The sequence below is a fragment of the Enterobacter sp. PTB genome (genome assembly GCF_051130085.1).
Classification (GTDB): domain Bacteria; phylum Pseudomonadota; class Gammaproteobacteria; order Enterobacterales; family Enterobacteriaceae; genus Enterobacter; species Enterobacter ludwigii.
In genome coordinates this window covers 60,656-83,981 of sequence record NZ_JBDKEE010000008.1, presented here as the reverse complement: position 1 = coordinate 83,981, position 23,326 = coordinate 60,656, and the positions used below count along the sequence as shown (strand labels likewise).

General features: G+C 56.1%; 22 protein-coding genes. 7 read left to right on the top strand and 15 right to left on the bottom strand.

Going from position 1 to position 23,326, the window contains the following annotated elements; all coding sequences use genetic code 11:
- The first annotated feature begins 3 nt into the window (after positions 1-3).
- Both apaG and apaH read left to right on the top strand, forming a co-directional pair.
- A complete protein-coding gene (gene apaG / locus AAIR21_RS12180) occupies positions 4-381 on the top strand; it encodes a Co2+/Mg2+ efflux protein ApaG (RefSeq protein WP_014168594.1) in 378 nt (125 codons plus the stop codon).
- A 4-nt stretch (positions 382-385) separates the two neighbouring features.
- Positions 386-1,234, top strand: a complete 849-nt coding sequence (apaH, locus tag AAIR21_RS12175) for a bis(5'-nucleosyl)-tetraphosphatase (symmetrical) ApaH (protein ID WP_025205445.1) — start codon at positions 386-388, stop codon at positions 1,232-1,234.
- A 39-nt stretch (positions 1,235-1,273) separates the two neighbouring features.
- Here the strand turns inward: apaH and folA are convergent, their stop codons facing one another.
- From folA to AAIR21_RS12135, 8 genes are all read right to left on the bottom strand, one after another.
- The gene (folA, locus tag AAIR21_RS12170; protein WP_008502023.1) at positions 1,274-1,753 is read right to left on the bottom strand and encodes a type 3 dihydrofolate reductase; all 480 of its coding nucleotides are present in this window, start codon (positions 1,751-1,753) and stop codon (positions 1,274-1,276) included.
- A 114-nt stretch (positions 1,754-1,867) separates the two neighbouring features.
- Complete coding sequence (gene kefC, locus AAIR21_RS12165; protein ID WP_020882558.1) at positions 1,868-3,733, bottom strand: glutathione-regulated potassium-efflux system protein KefC; 1,866 nt, start codon at positions 3,731-3,733, stop codon at positions 1,868-1,870.
- Complete coding sequence (gene kefF, locus AAIR21_RS12160) at positions 3,726-4,256, bottom strand: glutathione-regulated potassium-efflux system oxidoreductase KefF (protein WP_020882557.1); 531 nt, start codon at positions 4,254-4,256, stop codon at positions 3,726-3,728. Before kefF ends, kefC begins: the two co-directional genes overlap by 8 nt.
- A gap of 105 nt (positions 4,257-4,361) precedes the next feature.
- Entirely contained in the window at positions 4,362-4,595 is a 234-nt protein-coding gene (locus AAIR21_RS12155; RefSeq protein WP_010427047.1) for a YgdI/YgdR family lipoprotein, read from the bottom strand.
- A gap of 138 nt (positions 4,596-4,733) precedes the next feature.
- Positions 4,734-7,958 carry a carbamoyl-phosphate synthase large subunit gene (gene carB, locus AAIR21_RS12150; protein ID WP_014168589.1) on the bottom strand — a complete coding sequence of 1,075 codons (3,225 nt, stop codon included), beginning with the start codon at positions 7,956-7,958 and terminating at the stop codon, positions 4,734-4,736.
- 18 nt (positions 7,959-7,976) lie between these two features.
- Positions 7,977-9,125, bottom strand: a complete 1,149-nt coding sequence (carA, locus tag AAIR21_RS12145) for a glutamine-hydrolyzing carbamoyl-phosphate synthase small subunit (protein WP_020882556.1) — start codon at positions 9,123-9,125, stop codon at positions 7,977-7,979.
- Positions 9,126-9,579: 454 nt separating this feature from the next.
- Complete coding sequence (gene dapB, locus AAIR21_RS12140) at positions 9,580-10,401, bottom strand: 4-hydroxy-tetrahydrodipicolinate reductase (protein WP_138613259.1); 822 nt, start codon at positions 10,399-10,401, stop codon at positions 9,580-9,582.
- A gap of 133 nt (positions 10,402-10,534) precedes the next feature.
- Positions 10,535-11,542, bottom strand: a complete 1,008-nt coding sequence (locus AAIR21_RS12135; protein WP_020882554.1) for a LacI family DNA-binding transcriptional regulator — start codon at positions 11,540-11,542, stop codon at positions 10,535-10,537.
- A 188-nt stretch (positions 11,543-11,730) separates the two neighbouring features.
- Here AAIR21_RS12135 and AAIR21_RS12130 point away from each other — a divergent pair, with 188 nt between their 5' ends.
- From AAIR21_RS12130 to AAIR21_RS12110, 5 genes are read left to right on the top strand one after another with little or no spacing between them, the layout of a single operon-like run.
- Complete coding sequence (locus AAIR21_RS12130; protein ID WP_183516769.1) at positions 11,731-13,473, top strand: class I mannose-6-phosphate isomerase; 1,743 nt, start codon at positions 11,731-11,733, stop codon at positions 13,471-13,473.
- 2 nt (positions 13,474-13,475) lie between these two features.
- Positions 13,476-13,904, top strand: coding sequence for a PTS sugar transporter subunit IIA (locus AAIR21_RS12125; protein WP_025205457.1), 429 nt, complete (start codon positions 13,476-13,478; stop codon positions 13,902-13,904).
- Between the two features lie 9 nt (positions 13,905-13,913).
- Positions 13,914-14,408 (top strand): PTS system mannose/fructose/N-acetylgalactosamine-transporter subunit IIB, encoded by a 495-nt coding sequence (locus AAIR21_RS12120; RefSeq protein WP_025205458.1) that lies wholly within the window; start codon positions 13,914-13,916, stop codon positions 14,406-14,408.
- 10 nt (positions 14,409-14,418) lie between these two features.
- The gene (locus tag AAIR21_RS12115) at positions 14,419-15,216 is read left to right on the top strand and encodes a PTS mannose/fructose/sorbose/N-acetylgalactosamine transporter subunit IIC (RefSeq protein WP_025205460.1); all 798 of its coding nucleotides are present in this window, start codon (positions 14,419-14,421) and stop codon (positions 15,214-15,216) included.
- Positions 15,216-16,034 carry a PTS system mannose/fructose/sorbose family transporter subunit IID gene (locus AAIR21_RS12110; RefSeq protein WP_025205463.1) on the top strand — a complete coding sequence of 273 codons (819 nt, stop codon included), beginning with the start codon at positions 15,216-15,218 and terminating at the stop codon, positions 16,032-16,034. Before AAIR21_RS12115 ends, AAIR21_RS12110 begins: the two co-directional genes overlap by 1 nt.
- A 26-nt stretch (positions 16,035-16,060) precedes the next feature.
- On the opposite strand, the gene AAIR21_RS12105 is transcribed toward AAIR21_RS12110, so the two are convergent.
- From AAIR21_RS12105 to ribF, 7 genes are all read right to left on the bottom strand, one after another.
- Positions 16,061-16,831, bottom strand: coding sequence for a glucose-6-phosphate isomerase family protein (locus AAIR21_RS12105; RefSeq protein ID WP_073397153.1), 771 nt, complete (start codon positions 16,829-16,831; stop codon positions 16,061-16,063).
- Positions 16,824-17,378 carry a glucose-6-phosphate isomerase family protein gene (locus AAIR21_RS12100; protein ID WP_047955031.1) on the bottom strand — a complete coding sequence of 185 codons (555 nt, stop codon included), beginning with the start codon at positions 17,376-17,378 and terminating at the stop codon, positions 16,824-16,826. The genes AAIR21_RS12105 and AAIR21_RS12100 overlap by 8 nt, the downstream gene beginning before the upstream one ends.
- 158 nt (positions 17,379-17,536) lie before the next feature.
- A complete protein-coding gene (ispH, locus tag AAIR21_RS12095) occupies positions 17,537-18,487 on the bottom strand; it encodes a 4-hydroxy-3-methylbut-2-enyl diphosphate reductase (protein ID WP_020882547.1) in 951 nt (316 codons plus the stop codon).
- A 1-nt stretch (position 18,488) separates the two neighbouring features.
- On the bottom strand, positions 18,489-18,938 hold the full coding sequence (gene fkpB / locus AAIR21_RS12090) for an FKBP-type peptidyl-prolyl cis-trans isomerase (protein WP_183516770.1): 450 nt from the start codon (positions 18,936-18,938) through the stop codon (positions 18,489-18,491).
- 92 nt (positions 18,939-19,030) lie between these two features.
- On the bottom strand, positions 19,031-19,531 hold the full coding sequence (lspA, locus tag AAIR21_RS12085; RefSeq protein WP_020882545.1) for a signal peptidase II: 501 nt from the start codon (positions 19,529-19,531) through the stop codon (positions 19,031-19,033).
- Complete coding sequence (gene ileS / locus AAIR21_RS12080; protein ID WP_047356964.1) at positions 19,531-22,347, bottom strand: isoleucine--tRNA ligase; 2,817 nt, start codon at positions 22,345-22,347, stop codon at positions 19,531-19,533. Before ileS ends, lspA begins: the two co-directional genes overlap by 1 nt.
- Positions 22,348-22,381: 34 nt before the next feature.
- Positions 22,382-23,320, bottom strand: coding sequence for a bifunctional riboflavin kinase/FAD synthetase (gene ribF / locus AAIR21_RS12075; RefSeq protein WP_014168574.1), 939 nt, complete (start codon positions 23,318-23,320; stop codon positions 22,382-22,384).
- Positions 23,321-23,326: the final 6 nt, after the last annotated feature.

Below are 23,326 nucleotides of genomic sequence, written 5' to 3'. Positions count from 1 at the left end.
GCCATGATTGATTCGCCCCGCGTATGTGTCCATGTACAAAGCGTTTATGTTGAATCCCAGTCCTCACCGGATGAAGAACGTTTTGTCTTCGCTTACACCGTGACCATTCGCAATCTGGGGCGGATGCCTGTGCAACTGCTTGGGCGCTACTGGCTTATCACCAACGGCAACGGCCGCGAAATCGAAGTTCAGGGTGAAGGTGTGGTTGGTGAACAGCCCCACATCGACCCTGGCGAAGAGTATCAATATACCAGCGGTGCCGTGATCGAAACGCCGCTGGGTACCATGCAGGGCCATTACGAAATGGTCGACGTCGATGGCAATGTGTTCCGCGTTGCTATTCCTGTGTTCCGTCTCGCCGTTACAACACTCATTCATTAATCTAATGTCTACATATCTGATTGGCGACGTTCACGGTTGCTACGATGAACTGATCGCATTGTTAAAACAGGTCGACTTTACGCCTGGACAAGATACGCTCTGGCTGACGGGCGATTTAGTGGCGCGGGGCCCTGGCTCGCTGGACGTTCTACGCTTCGTCAAATCACTGGGCGACAGCGTGCGCATGGTACTGGGCAATCATGATCTGCATTTGCTGGCCGTCTTTGCCGGGATCAGTCGCAACAAACCCAAAGATCGTCTCTCGCCTTTGCTGGAAGCCCCGGACGCAGATGTTCTCATCAACTGGCTACGCCGCCAGCCGCTGCTGCAGATCGATGAAGAGAAAAAACTGGTCATGGCGCATGCCGGGATCACCCCTCAGTGGGATCTTGAGACGGCGAAAACCTGTGCGCGTGACGTTGAAGCGGTGCTGGCAAGCGACTCGTATCCTTTCTTCCTCGACGCGATGTACGGCGATATGCCGAATCACTGGAGCGAAGATCTTAGCGGTCTGGCCCGCCTGCGCTTTATTACGAACGCTTTCACCCGCATGCGTTTTTGCTTCCCGAACGGGCAGCTGGATATGTATTGCAAAGAGACACCGGAAAGCGCCCCTGCGCCTCTTAAACCGTGGTTTGCCATTCCCGGTCCGGTGACCAACGCCTATAACGTGGTGTTTGGCCACTGGGCGTCGCTTGAAGGAAAAGGCACACCGGAGGGGATCTACGGTCTCGATACCGGCTGCTGCTGGGGTGGAGAGTTAACCTGCTTGCGCTGGGAAGATAAAACGTACTTTGTTCAGCCATCCAACCGACAGCTGGACTTAGGGGAAGACGAGGCCGTTGCCTCCTGATGAGGATTTCCCTCCCCCGGACGGGAGAGGGACATTCACTTAGCGACGTTCCAGAATTTCGAAGCAGTAGCTGTGGGAGTTCTGCGCATCCGCGTCGTGGAATTCACTGAAGACAGATTCCCACTCATCAGGATCGTAGTCCGGGAAATGCGTATCCCCTTCCACTTCCGCATCAATGTGGGTCAGATACAGCTTCTGTGCTTTCGGCAGGAACTGTTCGTACACACGCCCACCGCCAATCACCATGATCTCTTCGGCATTACCGCATGCGGCAATGGCCTCGTCTACGGACTTCACCCATTCGACGCGATCGTCAGTGCCAGGCTGGCTACTGATAACGATATTTTTACGGCCCGGTAATGGACGACCAATCGACTCCCAGGTCAGGCGGCCCATCACTACCGGCTTGTTTAACGTAGTACGTTTAAACCATGCGAGATCGGCAGGCAGGTTCCACGGCATGGCATTTTCCATACCGATAACACGGTCCACCGCCAGCGCTGCAATCAGACTGATCATTGAAAATTTCCCGGATGCAAAAAATTGCCGCCACTATACGGAAAGCTTAATCTTTCGTCGACTGGCGGCTGAGTAAAGATAGAGAAATTTTTTAATATTGCTGGCAACTCCACTTCACGCGGAAGGTTTACTCTCCGGTTCGTCCGCCGGATCGCCGGTATGCTTGCCCTCTTCCGTGCCCTGCCAGCCGTGACGCTGGATAAGCGACAGGTGATTGCGGTCCTCGTTAATGATTTCCGTCAGCATCGCGCTGGTGCGTTTAAACACCGCTGCACGCTCGGTGGCTGTGCTGCCCGCCATCGCCACCATCTCTTCCACCATCTCGGTGTTAAAGCGGCGGAACAGGTCCGCACGTTCACGGGCTTCATAGGCACCTAGCCCCAGATTTTCCAGCGCCATCCGGCCAGACTTGAGCGCACCTTCGAACGTTTCACGCTCTGGCGCCTCCACCCCTGCCTGACGCAGCCGGATGTAGTGATCCACATCGCGGGCGCGAGAGATAATGGTCAGCTCGGGGAAGTGTTCCTTGACCAGCTCCACCATCTGCATGCTGGTCTCCGGATCGTCGATTGCGTTAATCAACACTTCGGCTTTCGCCGCCCCGGCGGACTCCAGCAGATCGACACGCGTTGCATCCCCGTAAAACACTTTCATGTCGAATTTCCGCAGGGTCTCAACATGGTCGGGATCGTGGTCGAGGATCACCATTTTGACCCCGCTCGACAACAGCAAACGGCCCACGATCTGCCCGAAGCGACCAAACCCGGCGATGATCACCCGTGGCTGCTCCTCGTCGATCTCGTCGGCTTCGCGTTCTTGCTCGCTCCCCGTTTTTTCCAGACGCGCCAGCACCACCAGCAGAACAGGCGTTGCGGCCATCGACAGTGCGACGGCAAGCGTCAGCGCTTTCGCCCACTCAGCATCCAGTACGTTGGCCATCTGCGCCGCGCCAAAGACCACGAATGCAAACTCACTCCCCTGCCCCAGCAGTACGGCAAACCAACGACGCTGCTTGTTGGGCACCGTTAATGGACGCGCTATCAGCCACAACATGCCCATCTTAATGACCAGGAAACCGACCAGCAGGATGAGGATCCGAAGCGGATGCGTTACCAGCGTGCCAAAGTCGATAGACATCCCCACGCCGATGAAAAACAGCCCCAGCAATAATCCCTTAAACGGCTCGATATCACTTTCCAGCGCATGGCGATATTCAGAACTGGCCAGCAGCACCCCTGCCAGGAACGCCCCCATAGCCATCGATAGGCCGGCTTCCTCGAGCAGCAAACCAAAGCCAAACACCAGGAACAGCGCAACGGCACTGAAAACTTCACGCAGGCCGGAGCGAGCGACAAAGCGCAGCAACGGACGGGTCACGTAGCGGCCAAGCAGAATAACCAGCGCCAGGGCACCAACCACTTTCAGCGCGGAAAGCGCAAAAGCTCCCATGGTCGTTGAGGCACCGCTTGCGGCCAGCAGCGGGATCATCGCCACCAGCGGGATGGCGGCAATATCCTGGAACAGCAGCACCGAAAACGCGCTGCGCCCCATCTGAGAGACCGTCAGGTTACGCTCGTTCATTGCCTGCATGGCAATGGCCGTTGAGGAGAGTGCCAGCGTCAGGCCGATGAGTGTCGCGACTTTCCAGTCCATGCCCAGCAGGATACAGAACCCACCCAGCAGCAGACCACAGGCCACCATCTGCAACGCTCCCCCACCAAATACCGAAGCGCGCAGTTTCCATAACCGCCGGGGATCCAGCTCCAGGCCAATTACAAACAGCATCAGCACGACGCCGATCTCAGCGAAATGGAGAATCGCCTCGGCATCGGTCACCAGACGGAAGCCCCACGGTCCAATGACACAGCCGGCAATCAGGTAGCCCAGCACCGAACCCAGCCCCAGACGTACCGCCACGGGTACAATCAGCGCAGCCGCGCCGAGGTAAATCAGCGCCTGTATCAGCGTATGGCTATCCATTGTTCGCCTCCTGCCACTCAAGTAACCGTTGTTTATAATGGCGTGCCTGCGCCTGCAACGTCTCATCATCGCAAACGAACGTACAGTGCATCGCAAAAGGAGGGAGCCAGTTCAGCCCACAATAGAGCGCCGTCGCCTGCAGCGGCTGTGACAGCACCTCAAAGCCCGGGAAAGCACCAATATCGAAGTGGCTTTCTCCCCCGCCGGTGGTCACGGCCCACATCAGGCTTTTACCTTTAAGCGCGTGACCGTTGTGGCCATACGCCCAGCCGTGGGAAAAGACTTTATCGATCCACAGTTTGAGGAGCGGAGGGGTGCTGTACCATTGCATCGGATGCTGCCAGATAATTAAATCGGCACGAGAGAGCGCCTCCTGTTCGGCGGCGATATCGATATTAAAATCGGGATAAAGTTGATAGAGGGAACGTATCTCTACGTTATCAAGCGTCCTTACCTGCTCAAGCATCCGTTTATTTGCATGCGAGTGATGCGGATACGGATGTGCGTAAATTATCAGAATCATTAATTAGCCTGTTGTTTTACTGCCTTCTTTTACCAAAAGAGTGTAGTCAGTAATTCAACAGGCTAATAGTGAATATTATTGACGGGCTAACGTCAGAAATCTGAACTAGTTATCCAGTTCGCCCATGGATTTCACCTGGTCACGGTTGATCTGTTCAGTTTGACCCGTTTCGGCGTTTTTATAGGAAACCAGACCGGTGTCATCATCGACCTGCGGCTTACCGTCAGTCACTATCGTACGGCCATCCGTGGTTTTTACTGCCTGATTAGATGAACAGCCCGCAACGGTAAACATGGCGGTGGCAGCCAGAACGGACGCGATCAGAAGTTTATTTTGCATGGTGTTTTCCCCTGCTCTCAGTTGAATTTCGTTATCGACCTAACCATTTTAGGCTAACTGACTGAATGCGGTTGGAAAACCAGAAGGTTCTGAAGGTGGGAATAATACCCGGCAGCGAATACTGCCGGGTATGTTGGCTTACTTGTTAATCTGGGCGTGCATTTCCTGAACGGAAATCACCTTCTCGGTGGCATCAGCGTTCAGTGCCATCGCGGTGGCGAAACCACCGTTCAGGGTAGTGTCGTAATGCACTTTGTACTGCAGCGCGCTGCGGCGAATCAGCTTGGAGTCTTCAATCGCCTGACGACCTGCGGTGGTGTTAATGATGTAGGTGTATTCGCCATTCTTGATGCGATCCTGAATGTGCGGACGACCTTCATGCACCTTGTTCACCAGACGCGGATTAATGCCCGCTTCACCCAGCACAATGGCCGTGCCGTGGGTTGCATCCAGCTCGAAGCCCTGTTTCAGCAGCTTAGCCGCCAGGTCAACCACGCGCTCTTTATCGCCTTCGCGAACAGAGAGCAGCGCACGGCCAGATTTTTTCATGGTGGAGTTACTGCCTAACTGCGCCTTCGCGAACGCTTCTGCGAAGGTGCGGCCCACGCCCATCACTTCCCCGGTAGAACGCATTTCTGGCCCTAACAGCGGGTCGACGCCCGGGAATTTGTTGAACGGCAGTACCACTTCTTTCACCGAGTAGTACGGTGGGATAATTTCTTTCGTCACGCCCTGCTGTGCCAGCGTCTGGCCCGCCATCACGCGCGCCGCCACTTTCGCCAGCGGAACACCGGTAGCTTTAGAGACGAACGGTACGGTACGTGCTGCACGCGGGTTCACTTCAATCAGGTAGACTTCGTTGTCTTTGACAGCGAACTGGACGTTCATCAGACCGCGAACCTGCAGTTCGAAGGCCAGCTTCTGCACCTGCTGGCGCATCACGTCCTGAATTTCCTGGCTCAGGGTGTACGCTGGCAGGGAACATGCGGAGTCACCGGAGTGAACGCCTGCCTGTTCGATGTGCTCCATGATACCGCCAATTAGCACCATTTCGCCGTCACAGATGGCATCCACATCCACTTCAACGGCATCGTCGAGGAAGCGGTCGAGCAGAACCGGCGCATCGTTGGACACGCTCACTGCCGTCTGGAAGTAGCGACGCAGATCAGCTTCGTCGTAGACGATTTCCATCGCGCGGCCGCCCAGCACGTACGAAGGACGTACCACCAGCGGGTAGCCAATCTCTTTCGCCTTCTCAACAGCCATCTCGATAGCGGTGACGGTGGCATTGGCCGGCTGTTTCAGCTTCAGACGGTCAACCGCCTGCTGGAAACGTTCACGGTCTTCTGCACGGTCGATTGCATCCGGGCTGGTACCGATTACCGGCACACCAGCGGCTTCCAGCGCGCGCGCCAGTTTCAGTGGGGTCTGGCCACCGTATTGCACGATTACGCCTTTAGGCTTCTCGATACGCACGATTTCCAGCACATCTTCCAGCGTTACCGGCTCAAAGTAGAGGCGGTCGGAGGTATCGTAGTCGGTCGACACGGTTTCCGGGTTACAGTTGACCATGATGGTCTCGTAACCGTCTTCGCGCAGTGCCAGGGAGGCGTGAACGCAGCAGTAGTCAAACTCGATGCCCTGGCCGATACGGTTAGGACCGCCGCCCAGCACCATAATCTTGTCGCGGTCGACGGACGGATTCGCTTCACACTCATCTTCATACGTGGAGTACATGTAAGCGGTGTCGGTCGCGAACTCCGCTGCACAGGTATCCACGCGTTTGTAGACCGGGTGCAGGTCATACTGGTCACGTAGCTTGCGGATTTCCGCTTCACGTACCCCCGCCAGCTTGGCCAGACGCGCATCGGCGAAGCCTTTACGCTTCAGTACGCGCAGGAAGTCAGCGTCCAGGCCATTGATGCCCAGGTCCGCGACTCTTTCTTCCAGACGTACCAGCTCTTCAATCTGCACCAGGAACCAGCGGTCGATGTTGGTCAGGTTGAACACGCCATCAACAGAGAGGCCCGCACGGAACGCATCGGCGATGTACCAGATACGCTCTGCGCCTGCGTCCTTCAGCTCGCGGCGAATTTTGGTCAGCGCTTCAGGGTCTTCCAGACTCACTTTCGGGTCAAAACCCGTGGCACCCACTTCCAGGCCACGCAGCGCTTTCTGCAGGGATTCCTGCTGAGTACGCCCAATCGCCATCACTTCGCCAACAGATTTCATCTGCGTGGTCAGACGGTCGTTTGCGCCGGCGAACTTCTCGAAGTTAAAGCGAGGGATCTTGGTCACAACGTAGTCGATGGACGGCTCGAAGGACGCTGGAGTGCGGCCACCGGTGATGTCGTTCATCAGCTCATCGAGGGTATATCCTACCGCCAGTTTCGCGGCCACTTTCGCAATCGGGAAGCCGGTGGCTTTCGAGGCCAGCGCGGAGGAGCGAGAAACACGCGGGTTCATTTCGATAACAATCAGGCGACCGTTTTTCGGGTTCACCGCAAACTGAACGTTAGAGCCACCCGTTTCTACGCCGATTTCACGCAGTACCGCCATCGAGGCGTTACGCATGATTTGATACTCTTTGTCGGTCAGCGTCTGGGCTGGCGCTACGGTGATGGAGTCGCCGGTGTGGATACCCATCGCATCGAAGTTTTCGATGGAGCAGACGATGATGCAGTTGTCGTTTTTATCACGCACCACTTCCATCTCGTACTCTTTCCAGCCAATCAGCGATTCATCAATCAGCAGCTCTTTGGTGGGGGAGAGATCCAGACCGCGTTCACAAATCTCTTCGAACTCTTCGCGGTTGTAGGCGATACCGCCGCCGGTGCCACCCATGGTGAAGGATGGACGGATGATGCACGGATAACCAACGTCAGCCGCCACAGCCAGCGCTTCTTCCATGGTATGTGCGATACCGGAACGCGCGGTGTCGAGGCCGATTTTCTTCATCGCCACGTCGAAGCGACGACGGTCTTCAGCTTTATCAATGGCATCGGCTGTCGCACCAATCATGGTCACGCCGAACTCTTCCAGCACGCCCTGACGCTCCAGCTCCAGCGCGCAGTTCAGCGCCGTCTGGCCGCCCATGGTAGGCAGAACCGCGTCCGGACGCTCTTTTTCGATGATTTTGCGTACCACTTCCCAGTGAATCGGCTCGATGTAGGTTGCATCTGCCATTTCCGGGTCAGTCATGATGGTGGCCGGGTTAGAGTTCACCAGGATAACGCGGTAACCCTCTTCGCGCAGGGCTTTACACGCCTGGGCACCGGAGTAGTCGAATTCGCAGGCCTGGCCGATCACAATCGGGCCAGCGCCAAGGATCAGGATGCTTTTTATGTCTGTACGTTTTGGCATGGTCTTCTCGGCTCCTGATTATTTAGCGGTCTTACGGTATTGCTCAATAAGTTCGATGAAGTGATCGAACAGCGGCGCGGCATCGTGCGGGCCCGGGCTGGCTTCAGGGTGGCCCTGGAAGCTGAACGCTGGCTTATCGGTACGATGAATCCCCTGCAGGGTGCCATCGAACAGAGACTTGTGGGTCACGCGCAGGTTAGCAGGCATTGACGCCTCATCCACTGCGAAGCCGTGGTTCTGTGCCGTAATCATTACCGTGTTGTTATCGATATCTTTCACCGGGTGGTTCCCACCGTGGTGACCGAACTTCATCTTCACGGTGTTGGCACCGCTCGCCAGCGCCAGCAGCTGATGACCCAGACAGATGCCGAATACCGGGATATCGGTTTCCAGGAAGGATTTGATGGCGTCGATAGCGTAATCGCATGGTGCCGGGTCGCCAGGACCGTTGGACAGGAAGATACCGTCCGGATTCATCTTCAGTACCTCTTCAGCAGAGGTTTTCGCCGGGACAACCGTGAGGCGGCAGCCGCGGTCGACCAGCATACGCAGGATGTTGCGCTTGGCACCAAAATCGTACGCCACAACGTGGAATGGCAGGTCGCTCTCTTTTTTCGCTTCCGGCAGGTCTCCCGCCAGCGTCCAGCTTCCCTGCGTCCAGCTGTAGGCTTCTGCTGTGGTCACTTCTTTCGCCAGGTCCATGCCGTTCAGACCCGGGAAAGCTTTCGCTTTTTCCAGCGCCAGGGCTGCATCGAGGTTATCTCCTGCGATGATACAACCGTTTTGTGCACCCTTCTCGCGCAGCAGACGCGTCAGCTTACGGGTATCGATATCAGCAATCGCCACGATGTTATGGCGCTTCAGGTAGGAAGAGAGGTCCTCGGTATTGCGGTAGTTGCTGGCAATCAGCGGCAGGTCGCGAATGACCAGGCCTTGCGCATGTACCTGAGAGGATTCTTCGTCAGCAGCATTGGTGCCGACATTGCCGATATGAGGATAAGTAAGAGTAACGATTTGGCGAGAATAGGAAGGATCAGTGAGGATTTCTTGATAACCGGTCATTGAAGTATTGAAAACGACTTCCCCAACCGCCGAACCCGTTGCCCCTATGGCCCGACCGATAAACTGGGTTCCGTCTTCCAGAACCAATAGCGCTGACTTAATCAAAACACCCTCCAGAGAATATTCAATCACTTTATTTGCATATTAATTCATAACCGCGTCATGAATCAATGCAAATGTGTTGCCAGCGGATTTTTGGCAAACGGCGGCATTCTGGGGATTTGGTGGCTAAAAGTCAACTTAAAACGGAGATTTGTCATATTCTTTTGCGAGCCTGAGAGAGCCAGGAGAGCTTAAGCGGCAAAAAGATCAGGTAAATCACTACGGAAAACGCTTGCGCGGCAAGTTTAATGGGAAAGGCCGCTTCGTGGCATCAAAAAGTGGACCAGACGGTCAAAATTTACATTCAGATAACACAAAACACGAAGAAGAGATGAACTTTAGCGTGTAAATTCAGGAAATCATGATGAAAGACATAAAATAAAAGGGCAATAAAATATTGCCCTATGCAATCAAAGCATTACGACTGCAATAACCACATCACGATGGGTAATAACGGTTACAAATTGTTGAGATCAAGCACATCTCGCATATCAAAAAGACCCTCTTTCTTGTCTTTTAACCACAAGGCGGAGCGTACAGCGCCATTTGCAAACGTCATCCGGCTGGATGCCTTATGCGTAATCTCGACGCGTTCCCCAATATCGGCGAACATCGCCGTATGTTCGCCGACGATATCGCCCGCGCGGACGGTAGCAAAACCAATCGTGCCGGGAACACGTTCACCGGTGTGCCCTTCACGGGTGTAGACCGCGCAGTCTTTCAAATCTTTATCCAGTGCATGAGCAATCGCTTCCCCCATCGCCAGCGCCGTACCGGATGGCGCGTCGACTTTATAACGATGGTGCGCTTCAACAATCTCAATGTCGGTATAACTGCCCATGACCTTCGCTGCCTTCTCCAGCAGCTTCAGCATGACGTTCACCCCCACGCTAAAGTTTGCGGCGAAGACAATCGCAATCTCGTGTGAGGCATCCTGAATAGCCTGCTTCCCGGCATCATCAAAACCGGTGGTGCCGATCACCATTCCTTTACCGTGCTGACGGCAAAATGCCAGATGCGTGAGCGTGCCTTCCGGACGGGTAAAATCGATGAACACATCAAAGTCATCTTTTACCGCCTCCAGGCTGCTCTGCACGGTAACGCCTGTCTTACCCGCGCCCGCCAGCTCACCCGCGTCAGCGCCAAGCAACGATGAGCCGTCACGCTCCAGCGCCGCGCCCAGTTCCACGCCATCCATCTGTAGTGCCGCCTGAATCAGCTGGCGACCCATACGTCCACCCGCGCCCGCAATGGCGACACGGATCTGTGCATCATGCATAGTTATTCTCTTACGTTAAAATGATGTAAACCGTTTTCAGATTAACCAGCCTTTGCAGATGCTGCCAACTGAAAACGACGATAATTAGAATTTAATGATAAACAGGAAGAAATATCAGCAAAAGGCATAATCTTCAGCGAAAACCGCACGATTCGCGGACCACCAGCGCGGGCGGTAAAATAATGCGTTTCGCCGGCTCCCGGTTCCCCTGTATCCGGCTGAAAAGCAGTTCGCCGGCCTTACGTCCTATCTCCTTCGCGGCAACGGAGACGGTAGTCAGTGCAGGCTGTACCAGCCCGGCCTCGGTAATATCGTCAAAGCCCACCAGGGCAAAATGGCGTCCCGGCTCGCGTCCCATTTTGCGTAAACACTGCATAACGCCAAGGGCAACAATGTCCTGGTAACACACTGCAGCGGTAATCTGCGGATGGTTCATCAACAACGCTTCCGCCACGCGCGCGCCATCACTCTGGCTTGCCTGTGAGGTGACGATCCATTCGGGATTCGGCGTCACACCATACTCCAGTAATTTACTGGTAAATCCGCCGATACGCTGAGCGCGAGACCCCGAATTCAGGCTACCGCCGATAAAGGCAATCTGACGATGCCCCATCCTCAGAAGATGCTCTGTCGCCATTTGGGTGCCAAGGAAGTTATCGGTTCCCACAAAATCAAAGTCCGGATCGTTTAGCGGTCGCACGACCATAATTGCCGGAATATTGCGTCGCTTAAGACCATCGAAAAAGGCCTGCGGGGTTTCTCGCGCGGCACACAGCACCATGCCACAGACGTTGTTACGCATCAGCGAATCCACAAACTTTTGCTGTCGCTCGGACGACTCTTCGCTGTTTGCCAGAAACAGCAGAAGGTCGTGGCGTTCCATCTCATGGCTTAGACCTGCCGTCATTTCGCCATAAAAAGGGTTCGTGATGTCATGCAACAGGAGCCCCACCTGATTACTGCTGCGGTTTCGCAGGTTGGCTGCCGTCTGATTGTAAACATAGCCCGATTCATCGAGCGCCTGAAGTACGCGCTCCCGGGTCCGTTGCGAGATCCGCCCTTTATTACACAGCACCATTGATACGGTGGCGGTTGAAACCCCGGCGCGTTTTGCCACATCAGCCAGCGTGATACCCGTCATGATCGCTCCTTGTCGTTCACATCAGATTAATCGAATAACCTCAATTTTGCACTTTTGCGCGTGAGCCTCTTCACATAATGGCCGCCTTTTCGCCACTTATCGCCAGAACTGGCGGGTTAATCGCGTTAATCACCCTTCCCAAACAAGGTTAATCGAATAACCTTAAGCAACGAAGACGGAGAGAAAAGATGGCAACTTACGATAAAATCCCGGAAGTCGCAGTAGAGGGGTATGACGATTGTGCCTGGCAGGGCTGGGACGCGATTGTGCGCGAGCTTACCCACAGAGCGGGTCAATATACACGCACCGTGCTGGTCATTGACTGCTACCCCGGCGTCAGGCTGGAGGAACTGGAGACAAAACTGCTGCCAGCATTGGGGGCTACGCTGACGCTCAATGCCGAACAGATGCGTCTCGACGAACACGCTTTAAGCCGGCTGCTGGCCCGACATCTCACTGACGACCGCGTCTTCGGCGTGCTCTCCTGCCACCAGCTCGAGGAATTCATCGACCCGGTGAAACGCGAGGCGTTGCAGGCGCAGGTCGAACGGTGCCGCGAAGGGATAATCGTTATTTACGGGCCGGGTGCCGCGCTGGTTAATGCAGGCGATATTCTGGTCTACGCCGATTTACCGCGCTGGGAGATCCAGCAGCGCATGCGCAGCGGTGAACTGGCTAACTGGGGCGCGGCGAACCAACACGAGGATATTCTGCGTCGCTACAAACGCGCCTTTTTCATTGAATGGCGCGTATTCGATCGTCACAAAACCCCGCTGCTACGGCGTACTGATTATCTCCTGGATACCACCCAGGCGGATAATCCGGCGATGGTCGGCGGCGATGCACTGCGCGCCGGGTTGCAACACACCACCCAACGTCCTTTTCGTGTAGTGCCCTTTTTCGACCCCGGCGTCTGGGGCGGACAATGGATGAAACAGAAATTCGATCTCGATCCCTCTGCGCCTAACTACGCATGGTGTTTTGACTGCGTGCCCGAGGAAAACAGCCTGTTGCTTCGTTACGGCGCGGTGCGGATCGAGATCCCCTCTCAGGATTTGGTGCTGCTGCATCCCCGGGCGCTGCTGGGTGAAAAAGTGCATGCCCGTTTTGGTGCGGAATTTCCCATCCGCTTTGACCTGCTTGATACCCTCGGCGGGCAGAACCTGAGTTTTCAGGTGCATCCGACCACGGAGTACATACAGCAGCATTTTGGTATGCATTACACCCAGGATGAGAGCTATTACATCCTTGAGGCAGAACCAGGGGCTCAGGTGTATCTGGGGACCCGAACGGGTACCCGGCCCGAAGAGATGATGGACGACCTCAGACGGGCCAGCCGCGGTGAAAAGCCGTTCGACGACGCCCGCTTCGTCAATCATCTTGCGGCGAACAAGCACGATCATTTTTTGATCCCCGCCGGTACGGTTCACTGTTCTGGAGCAGGAACCGTGGTACTTGAGATCAGCGCCACGCCTTACATTTTCACCTTCAAGCTCTGGGACTGGGGACGACTGGGAATGGATGGGCAGCCCCGCCCGGTTCATCTGGCGCATGGCGAAAAGGTGATCGACTGGCAACGCGATACGAAGTGGGTCGAACAGCATCTTGTGAATCAGTGTGAACCCCTCGGCGAAGGCACCGGCTGGCGCGAAGAGCGGACCGGGCTTCACGAGCGTGAATTCATCGAAACGCGTCGCCACTGGTTCAGTGAACCGGTGACGCACTCCCCCCACGGAGGCGTGAATGTCCTTAATCTTGTTGAAGGTGAAGAGGCGACGGTAGACAGCCCCGGCGGCGCATTCGCCCCGTTCGTCGTGCACTACGCAGAAACGTTTATCGTCCCCGCTGACGCAGGCGAATACCGTATTTCTCCGTCAGGGCCGAGCTGCGGTAAATCCATTGCCACCATTAAAGCCTGGGTAAGAGGTTAACCATGATTCACATTATTGTGGCGACACACGGCCCGCTGGCCACCGCCCTGCTGGAAAGCGGAAAAATGGTGTATGGCGATCTTCCTCATCGACAGGCGGTATGTCTGAACGCACAGGCTGGCATAGCGGGGTTTCGCCGTGATTTCGCTGCGGCATACCACCGCGCAGGTGCGGGCGCAGACGGCATCGTCGTCCTGTGCGATATGCAGAGCGGAACGCCGTGGAATGTGGCCTGTGAATACGCGTTTAATCCCCAGACGCATCCGCCGGTCGCCGTGGTGGCAGGAGTCAACTTCCCCATGCTCTTGCTCACCGACGACATTCTGATGGCCCGGGATGTCCATGCCGCCGCGGCGCAGCTCATCGAATTAACGCAGCCCACCCTGGTTCAGGCAAAACGGGTGGAATCCGCCCAGAACGACGATTTCTAAGGAGCTTATATGAGCATTTCGTTTGTACGTATTGACGACCGGGTGATTCACGGGCAGCTCGTCACGCGCTGGGCCAAAGAGCTGCCCTGTGATGGCATCGTGGCAATTGACGATGCCGTCGCGGCCGATCCGCTGCTCTCGTCGGTAATGAAAGGCGCGGTGTCAGATACCAGAGTGTGGCTGTTCGATACCCTGACCGCCATCGAAAAGCTGCCGAAAGTGATTGCCAGCGATAAGCGCTACTTCGTGATTGGCAAATCGCCTGTCACCCTGCAACGTCTTGAACAGGCAGGCATAAGCCTGAAGAACGGCAATGGCAAAATTAACGTCGGGCCAATGAGTGCCCGCGCCAACACCACCACCATTGGCCCTAATCAGTCCGTAACGCCAGAGGAGGCAGCAGCCTTTGACTGGCTGACTGAACAGGGGCATGCCATCGAGTTTCGTCTGGTGCCCGATGCCAGTTTTTACAGCTGGCAGGACGCCCGGCAAAAACTGAAATAAGGAGCGCATGATGATTTTCGAAGCTTCTCTCATCGGTCTGCTTTGCTATCTCGGTGCACTCAGTAGTCCCTGGCTGTTTGGCCTGACGGGCGGCTGGTATCTCATCTCCCGCCCGCTGGTTTCGGGGATGCTGGTGGGCCTGATTCTGGGCGACGTTAAAACCGGGATCATGATTGGTGTGGCGGTGCAGGCCGTTTATATCGCGATGGTCACCCCCGGCGGTTCAATGCCTGCCGACCTCAATTTTGTCGCTTATCCTGCTATCGCGCTGGGGATTCTGTCGGGCAAAGGGCCAGAGGTGGCCGTGGCGCTGGCGGCGACCATTGGCATTGCCGGAACGATCCTGTTTAACGCCATGATGGTATTGAACTCGTTCTGGAACCACCGCGCCGACGTGGCGCTTGAGCTCGGTGATGAGCGCGGAATTTATCTTAACAGCGCGGTCTGGCCGCAGGTGATGAACTTTGTTCTGCGCTTTGTGCCGACGTTTATCGCCGTCTATTTTGGCGCGCAGTACATCAGCGGGTTTATGGACAGCCTACCCGGCATCGTGCTTTCGACCATGAACGTGCTGGGGGGCATCTTACCGGCCGTTGGGATCGCCATCCTGCTTAAGCAGATCATCAAAAGCTACAGCATGCTGATCTACTTCCTGGTGGGCTTCATATGCATTGTGTTCCTGAAGCTCAACATGGTGGCGCTGGTGATTGTGGGCGCCCTGCTGGCGTTAATTCATTACAACTACAAGCCGGAAGCGCCGCAGGCTGTCACGCCGGGTAGGCCCGCCGACGATGAGGATGAGTTCTGATGGAAGACCGTAAACTGACCCGAAAAGATCTGCGCCGCTGCTGGCGAGCGTGGATGATGCATAACCTCTCTTCGATGAGCTTCGAGCGTCTGGAATCGTTCGGCTTCTGTCTGAGCATGTTACCGGTCGCCAAAAAACTCTACCCGAATGCCGCCCAGCGCACCGAGATGCTGCGCCGACACGCCTCGTTTTACAACACGGAGCCGCAGATCGGTGCCATCGTAAACGGTATGGCGCTTGGGCTGGAAGAGAAAAAAGCCAACGGCGAGCCCATTGATGGCGAAACGATCAATACCCTGAAGGTAGGGCTGATGGGACCAATCGCGGGGATTGGTGACTCAATGATCCCCGGCATGCTGATCCCCATTTTGCTGAGCATCGGTATGGCGCTTGCCGCCGGAGGAAATGTTCTTGGCCCGTTGTTCTACACCGTCGCCTGGCTTGCCATCATTATCCCGGGATCCTGGTTCCTGTTTCTGAAAGGCTACCAGATGGGTTCAGGATCGGTCGAGATGCTGGTGAGCAGCAAGTCAACGCGACTGCGCGAAGCTTTGTCTCTGCTGGGTGTATTTGTGATGGGCGGCGTGGCGGCAAGCTACGTTAAGCTGGGCACCGGACTGGAATTTATCACCCGTGACGGGGTTAACATCCATGTTCAGCAGATGCTTGACGGTATCTTCCCGCAGCTATTACCGCTTCTGGTGGTTCTGGGCACCTGGTATCTGATGGCAAAACGTGGCGTCTCCCCGGTCAGGGCCATGATTGTGCTGCTTGCGCTGGCGGCGCTGGGCGTCGCGTCAGGTCTGTTTGCCGGATAAGACAGCCGGGGCAATGCCCCGGTTTTTTATGGGTGGAAGTTATGCCACAGCTCGGCCACTTTATCCGGGCGAGAGATAAACTGAAAGCGAGCAGGATCGGCAATAAATTGCGTATAGACAGGCTCATCCGTCAGGCCGAATTCGCTGTAGCGACGCGGTGTGATCATCTGTAGCCGCCCCGGCAGATAATGCGTGTTGTGCTGCCAGATGATATGGCTCCCCTGCAGCAGCGGATACCAGGCCAGTCCTTTACGCGCCCGCACGGCATCATATTCAAAACCATATTCCCTGTCGCACCACGCACCGAAGGTCAGCGGTTCATCCGGCGAGGCAGAGATAGTGGCATGCCCCCAGCCAGGCGGAACCAGCACCTTTTCACCCTGCCCGGCCAGTACGGCGAAACAGCGCCCGGGATCGTCCGCAACATACTCCTGCATATAGATAATGGCGCGCCCCTGCCAGATTTCATACAGCTCGGGCGGAGACCAGCCGCTGTGACGGCTTTTACGGTGAACATGCCCCTGGCTGCGGATCGGCTCTTCACCCAGCGTTCCCGTCGCGTAGGTCACGACCCCAAACAGCAGCATGCGTTTTTTCAGCTCCTGCCGGTCTGCCAGACGGGCGACATCCATCGCAATAGCATAAACGTCTTCCGGGCCTGAGCAGTCAGGGTCCCGTAACGACGCGCGGATCTCATCAAGCTTACGGATCTCTGGCATCGGGCCAGTGACGTCCTCACCGTAGCTGAACCCCAGCGGGTGTCGGGTGATGGTCATGTCGAGCCCAAAGTTATCCATTCTGAACCTCCCAGCCACCGTCAGTGGCCAATACCCGCACGGCAAAACCGTGGGGTAATGCGGCATAGTCGTGTCCGGCGACGGCGGGCCAGACCGCGAGTGAAGAGAGCGTGGTCTCACCGGTATTGATCAAACGGTGGGCGGTAAAAGGCGCAATAATATGGACGGATCCCGGCATCACGCACTCCAGATGGGTTTCGCCGGATGTCGTCTGGAGTAAAAGCAGGCCACTTCCCCGCAGTCCAAAATAGACTTCGCCCTGTTCACGACGTTGATGAAAATGGCCGCGGGTCATAAAAAATTCCCGGCCAATTTTACCTGCATGTAAATGGGTAACGCCGACAAACAACGCCCCTTCTTGTGCAGGCGATTCCAGCATTTCGACGTCATACACCGTCTGATGCGGATCGCATTGTGCCCAGGCGTCTCGATCGGCAAACAAACCATTGAGATCGGCAAGGCGTGTGGATTTAAGAATAAGTGCGCCGCGGGCAAGTGTACCACTGGCCCAGGCCACCAGAGGCGGCAGGATAATATCTGAAGTCATCGTCTTCTCCGGCCCGAGGAGAACAACCCGCCCAGCATAACAATTTAAACGATTAACCTGCGCATCAAAGGCGCAATGTGTCAGGTGAATCACAGTTAATCAGCAATAAAAATGCCGGCCACTGACGTGGCCGGCATTCGGGTCATGCGCGAGGAAACTTACTCGACTTCGCGTGCGTCGATACGCAGCTCTTTCGGGACCTCGAAAACAATATTCTCTTCGCGTCCTTCCAGCGGGACCGCTTCGCCGCCGCCCAGTTCCTGCAGACGGGAAATCACGTTCTGCACCAGGATATCCGGAGCCGAGGCGCCGGCGGTTACCCCGACACAGGCCACGTTTTTCACCCACGCTTCCTGGATATCGCTGGAATCATCAATCAGATAGGCCGCTTTCCCCATTCGCTGCGCAAGTTCAGCCAGACGGTTGGAGTTAGAAGAGTTTTTCGAACCGACAACCAGCACCACGTCCGCCTGTTCAGCCAGAGCACGCACCGCTTCCTGGCGATTGGTGGTGGCGTAGCAAATGTCGTCCTTACGCGGGCCGACGATTTTCGGGAAACGCTGGCGCAGGGCGTCAATCACGTCCGACGTATCGTCAACGGAGAGCGTCGTCTGGGTCATAAACGAGAGACGCGTTTCATTTTTGACGTTCAGCGTAAACACATCTTCCGGCGACTCCACCAGGTACATCCCCCCTTCCGGGTTGCTGTACTGGCCCATGGTACCTTCGACTTCCGGGTGGCCGGCATGGCCAATCAGGATCGACTCTTCACCACGACGGCTGGCGCGCGCCACTTCCATATGCACTTTGGTCACTAATGGGCAGGTGGCGTCGAACACGGTCAGATCGCGGCTTTTCGCTTCGTTACGCACCGCCTGAGAAACCCCGTGTGCGGAGAAAATCAGGATCGCGCCGTCAGGCACTTCGCTGATCTGCTCAATGAAGATCGCGCCACGCTCGCGCAGGCTGTCGACGACATAACGGTTATGCACCACTTCGTGACGCACATAAATCGGCGCGCCGTAAATCTCGAGCGCGTTTTCAACAATGCTGATAGCGCGGTCTACACCGGCGCAAAAGCCGCGCGGGTTAGCCAACAGGATCTGCATTTCAGGCCTCCAGTACCGGATCGATCTCCAGCACTTCAATATCAAAATGGACGGAGCGCCCGGCAAGCGGATGGTTGAAGTCAACGGTGATGGAGTCACCATTGATTTCGCGGATCACGCCAGGCATTTCGCTGCCATCCATAGCGGTAAAGAGCATGATCGCCCCGATTTCCGGCTCACCTGCATCCATAAACTCGCGGCGCGAGAAGTACTGAACAAGGTCCGGGCTTGGCACGCCAAACGCGGCATCTGGCTCCAGCGAAAATGCCTTTTTCTCGCCTTCTTTCAGGCCAAGCAGCTGTTGCTCAAGACCTTCGGACAGGGAGGTATCGCCGAGACGAAACAGGGCGGGTTTGCCGTTATTGCGGGTGGATTCAGCCGTGGAGCCATCATCCAGTTTCAGCGTGAAATGAACGAGAACCGCGCTGTTGCTCTGTATGGATTTAGACATGCAAATTGCTCGCTTGTTTTGACCCACCGGTGAGAGACGGGAGGCCAGACATTCTGTAGGCCGGGGGCGCATGCGCCACCCGGCATTTACATTTAAGCCTGTTTCTTCGCGGCCGCGTTCGGCAAGAAGCCTTCCAGCACGATTAACGCCGCGCCGATGCAAATTGCGCTGTCGGCGAGGTTAAAGGTCGCGAAGTGCCAGTCGCCGACATAGAAGTCGATCATATCGACCACAAAGCCGTGCCACAGGCGATCAAACAGGTTGCCCAGCGCGCCACCGATAATCAGCGCATAGGCGATGTTATTTAGCTTTTGTGTTGCCTTCGAACGGTACATCAGCAGCGATAGCACCACGCAGATACCGATAGCGATACCTGCAAAGAACCAGCGCTGCCAGCCACCGCTGTCAGCAAGGAAACTAAACGCCGCACCGTAGTTACGTGCGTAATGCAGGTTAAGCGACGGGAACAGCGACACCGTCTCCCCCAGAGCAAAATTCTGGAGGATCAGGAACTTGCTGCCCAGATCGATAATCAGCACTACCACCACCAGCCACAGCCAGCGCAATCCTGTTGAACAGAGAGTTTTACTCATCAGGCAAACTTACGTTTCTCGCCGTCACCGGCGACGTTGCTGACACAGCGTCCGCAGATATCTGCGTGTTCCGCCACCTGGCCGACATCAGTGGTGTAATGCCAGCAACGCGGGCATTTATCACCTTCGGCTTTGCTCAGTGCGACTTTCAGTCCTTTGAGCAGTTCGCTCTGCTGTGCATCAGCAGACGCCTGGGCATAATCCGCAACTTTCGCACCGGAGGTCAACAGGACAAATCGTAATTCATCGCCCAGCGCCGTCAGTTTCGCCGCCAGCTCTGGCTCGGCGTACAGGGTAACTGCCGCTTCCAGCGAGCCGCCGACTTTCTTGTCAGCACGCGCCTGCTCGATAACCTTGTTCACTTCGCCACGCACTTTCAGCAGATCGTCCCAGAAGGCATCGTTCATCGCTTCGGTGCTGGAGAGATCGAACAGACCTTCATACCACTCGCCGGTGAAGACATACTTCTCACGGTCGCCTGGCAGGTAACCCCAGATTTCATCTGCGGTGAAGGACATGATCGGTGCCATCCAGCGAACCAGCGCTTCTGCGATGTGGAACAGCGCAGTCTGGCAGCTACGACGCGCCACGCTGTCCGCTTTCGCGGTGTACTGGCGGTCTTTGATGATGTCGAGGTAGAACGAGCCCATCTCGATGGAGCAGAAGCGCATCAGGCGCTGCACCACTTCGTGGAAATCGTAAGATTCGTAAGCCTTCAGGATATCTTCCTGTGCCGCTTTCGCGCAGCCTACCGCCCAGCGATCCAGCACCACCATCTCTTCCGGTTTCACCATATCTTTTACCGGATCGAACCCGTTCAGGTTCGCCAGCAGGAAGCGCGCGGTGTTACGGATACGACGATAGCTGTCGGCAGCACGTTTCAGGATCTCGTCCGACACCGCCATTTCGCCGGTATAGTCGGTAGAAGCAACCCACAGACGCAGAATGTCCGCGCCCAGTTTGTTCATCACGTCCTGCGGAGAGACGGTGTTACCGATCGATTTAGACATCTTACGGCCCTGACCATCCACGGTGAAACCGTGGGTCAGCACCTGGCGATACGGTGCTTTACCTTTCATGGCGGTGGAAATCATCAGCGATGACATGAACCAGCCGCGGTGTTGGTCAGAACCTTCCAGATACATATCTGCCGCGTGGCCGGCAAATTCCGGACGCACGTCAACAACAGACGCGTGCGTTGAACCGGAGTCAAACCACACGTCCAGGGTATCAGGCACTTTCTCGTAGTTGTCTGCATCAGCGCCCAGGATGTCGCGGGAATCGAGATCCCACCATGCCTGAATGCCGTCAACTTCAACACGCTTCGCGACTTCTTCCATCAGCGCCAGGGTGTTCGGGTGCAGTTCCTGTGTCTCTTTGTGCACGAACAGAGACATTGGTACGCCCCAGGTACGCTGACGGGAGATACACCAGTCAGGACGGTTAGCAACCATGGATTCGATACGCGCCTGACCCCAGTCCGGGATCCACTGCACGCCTTTGATCTCTTTCAGGGACTGCTCGCGCAGGCCTTTCTGATCCATGCTGATGAACCACTGTGGGGTCGCACGGAAGATGATCGGTGATTTGTGACGCCAGCAGCACGGATAGCTGTGCTGCATTTTCTCAACGTGCAGCAGCGCGCCGCTGGTGCGCAGCATGTCAACGATGATGTCGTTCGCTTTGAAGACGTTGATACCGTCCAGCGCCGGGTAGGTGCCTGGCAGGTAAGAACCGTCAGGACCCACCGGGTTAGCGATTTCAAGACCGTATTTCAGGCTGATGCTGTAGTCGTCAGGACCGTGACCACCGGCGGTATGTACCGCACCGGTACCCGCATCCAGCGTCACGTGATCGCCCAGGATCGCCGGCACATCGAAGTCCAGGAATGGGTGTTTGAAGCGCATCAGCTCCAGCGCGTCACCTTTCACGGTGCCCAGCACGGTATAGTCGGCGATGTTCGCGCGTTTCAGCACGCTTTCGACCAGATCTTTCGCCAGGATCAGCGCCTGACCGTCAACCTGCACCAGCGCGTACTCGAACTCACCGGACAGGGAGATCGCGCGGTTTGCTGGCAGCGTCCACGGGGTGGTGGTCCAGATAACCAGCGAGATGGGGCCGTTGACAGAGGTCACGCCAAATTTGGCTTTCACCGCCTCCTGATCGACCGCGTGGAAGGCCACGTCGATAGACGGAGAGGTTTTGTCGTAATACTCCACTTCCGCTTCTGCCAGCGCAGAACGGCAGTCCACGCACCAGTGCACCGGCTTCGCGCCTTTGTGCAGATGGCCGTTACCGATGATTTTACCCAGCGCACGGATGATGTTGGCTTCGGTTTTGAAGTCCATGGTCAGGTACGGACGTGACCAGTCACCCAGCACGCCCAGGCGGATAAAGTCCTGACGCTGACCGTCAACCTGCGTAGCCGCGTATTCGCGACATTTTGCGCGGAATTCTGCCGCGGTGAACTTCTCACCCGGCTTACCAAACTCTTGCTCAACTTTCAGTTCGATTGGCAGACCATGGCAGTCCCAGCCCGGAACGTAAGGCGAGTCATATCCCGCGAGGCCTTTGGACTTCACGATAATGTCTTTCAGAATCTTGTTTACAGAGTGACCAATATGAATGCTGCCATTCGCATATGGAGGGCCATCATGCAGAATGAAGGTTTTTTTGCCTTTTTTGGCTGCACGGATGATGCCGTACAGGTCATCATCGGTCCAACGCGCCAGCATTCCCGGTTCGCGCTTGGCGAGATCGCCGCGCATCGGGAACCCTGTTTCCGGCAAATTCAGGGTTGATTTATAGTCACTCATCAGATTCTCGGTTCCGTATTTTTCACGTAGGCATTTAAGCCGGGTTTACTCGCCCAAAAAACTCGCGGGCCGTTAATTCATCTCGCGCGATTTGCGCCTTTAGTTCATCCAGCGAAGCAAATCGCTGCTCATTGCGTATTTTTTTACGCAGTATCACATCTATATGGCGACCATAAAGGTCCATTACAACGTCCAGCAGGTGCACTTCTAATTGTTGACGGACACCGGCGACTGTAGGACGTGTGCCAATATTGGCGACACCGAAATACGGTTTATCGCCCAGACCAGCCACTTCCACCGCATATACCCCTTTAACCGGGGAGACCTGACGACGTAGCGGTATATTCGCCGTCGGGAAACCTATGGTGCGGCCCAGCGCATCGCCATGGACCACACGGCCTGAAATGCTAAACGGATGTCCCAGCAGCGTTTCCGCCGTATCCAGTTCATCGTTGGCCAGCGCCTGACGCACCGCAGTGCTGCTAACCCGGACGCCACCTTCGCAAAAGGTCATTGCGCTGGTGACATCAAAGCCGTACTCGAGGCCAGCCTTCTGTAATAGCAAGAAATCGCCCTGACGACCAGCGCCAAAGCGGAAATCATCCCCCACGGCCAGAAACTGCACGCCAAGGCGCCTGACCAGCAGGTCACTGACGAAATTTTGTGCTGTGAGCGCGGCAAAGCGGCGATCGAAACGCACGCACAATACGTAGTCCACCCCGGACTCTGCCAGGTAGCGCAACTTCTCGCGCAGGCGAGTGAGGCGAGCCGGTGATTTATCGCCGGCAAACAGCTCCAGCGGCTGCGGCTCAAAAATCATCACTACAACGGGCAGGCCACGCGCCTCCCCTTCTTTACGCAATCCCTGCAGCAGCGCCTGATGACCACGATGCACGCCGTCGAAATTACCAATGGTCAGCACGCACCCGTGCGGTGCTCTGCTGAGATTATGTATGCCGCGTATCAGCTTCATGTCTGG

What these genes read in the sequence shown, in the direction of transcription:
- ribF (WP_014168574.1), bottom strand. Translation starts at nt 23,320, where the DNA reads ATGAAGCTGATACGCGGCATACATAATCTCAGCAGAGCACCGCACGGG.
- folA (WP_008502023.1), bottom strand. Translation starts at nt 1,753, where the DNA reads ATGATCAGTCTGATTGCAGCGCTGGCGGTGGACCGTGTTATCGGTATG.
- AAIR21_RS12110 (WP_025205463.1), top strand. Translation starts at nt 15,216, where the DNA reads ATGGAAGACCGTAAACTGACCCGAAAAGATCTGCGCCGCTGCTGGCGA.
- fkpB (WP_183516770.1), bottom strand. Translation starts at nt 18,938, where the DNA reads ATGTCTAAATCCATACAGAGCAACAGCGCGGTTCTCGTTCATTTCACG.
- AAIR21_RS12120 (WP_025205458.1), top strand. Translation starts at nt 13,914, where the DNA reads ATGAGCATTTCGTTTGTACGTATTGACGACCGGGTGATTCACGGGCAG.
- lspA (WP_020882545.1), bottom strand. Translation starts at nt 19,531, where the DNA reads ATGAGTAAAACTCTCTGTTCAACAGGATTGCGCTGGCTGTGGCTGGTG.
- AAIR21_RS12135 (WP_020882554.1), bottom strand. Translation starts at nt 11,542, where the DNA reads ATGACGGGTATCACGCTGGCTGATGTGGCAAAACGCGCCGGGGTTTCA.
- AAIR21_RS12105 (WP_073397153.1), bottom strand. Translation starts at nt 16,831, where the DNA reads ATGGATAACTTTGGGCTCGACATGACCATCACCCGACACCCGCTGGGG.
- AAIR21_RS12155 (WP_010427047.1), bottom strand. Translation starts at nt 4,595, where the DNA reads ATGCAAAATAAACTTCTGATCGCGTCCGTTCTGGCTGCCACCGCCATG.
- dapB (WP_138613259.1), bottom strand. Translation starts at nt 10,401, where the DNA reads ATGCATGATGCACAGATCCGTGTCGCCATTGCGGGCGCGGGTGGACGT.
- ispH (WP_020882547.1), bottom strand. Translation starts at nt 18,487, where the DNA reads ATGCAGATCCTGTTGGCTAACCCGCGCGGCTTTTGCGCCGGTGTAGAC.
- AAIR21_RS12100 (WP_047955031.1), bottom strand. Translation starts at nt 17,378, where the DNA reads ATGACTTCAGATATTATCCTGCCGCCTCTGGTGGCCTGGGCCAGTGGT.
- carB (WP_014168589.1), bottom strand. Translation starts at nt 7,958, where the DNA reads ATGCCAAAACGTACAGACATAAAAAGCATCCTGATCCTTGGCGCTGGC.
- kefC (WP_020882558.1), bottom strand. Translation starts at nt 3,733, where the DNA reads ATGGATAGCCATACGCTGATACAGGCGCTGATTTACCTCGGCGCGGCT.
- kefF (WP_020882557.1), bottom strand. Translation starts at nt 4,256, where the DNA reads ATGATTCTGATAATTTACGCACATCCGTATCCGCATCACTCGCATGCA.
- AAIR21_RS12130 (WP_183516769.1), top strand. Translation starts at nt 11,731, where the DNA reads ATGGCAACTTACGATAAAATCCCGGAAGTCGCAGTAGAGGGGTATGAC.
- ileS (WP_047356964.1), bottom strand. Translation starts at nt 22,347, where the DNA reads ATGAGTGACTATAAATCAACCCTGAATTTGCCGGAAACAGGGTTCCCG.
- AAIR21_RS12115 (WP_025205460.1), top strand. Translation starts at nt 14,419, where the DNA reads ATGATTTTCGAAGCTTCTCTCATCGGTCTGCTTTGCTATCTCGGTGCA.
- AAIR21_RS12125 (WP_025205457.1), top strand. Translation starts at nt 13,476, where the DNA reads ATGATTCACATTATTGTGGCGACACACGGCCCGCTGGCCACCGCCCTG.
- apaH (WP_025205445.1), top strand. Translation starts at nt 386, where the DNA reads ATGTCTACATATCTGATTGGCGACGTTCACGGTTGCTACGATGAACTG.
- apaG (WP_014168594.1), top strand. Translation starts at nt 4, where the DNA reads ATGATTGATTCGCCCCGCGTATGTGTCCATGTACAAAGCGTTTATGTT.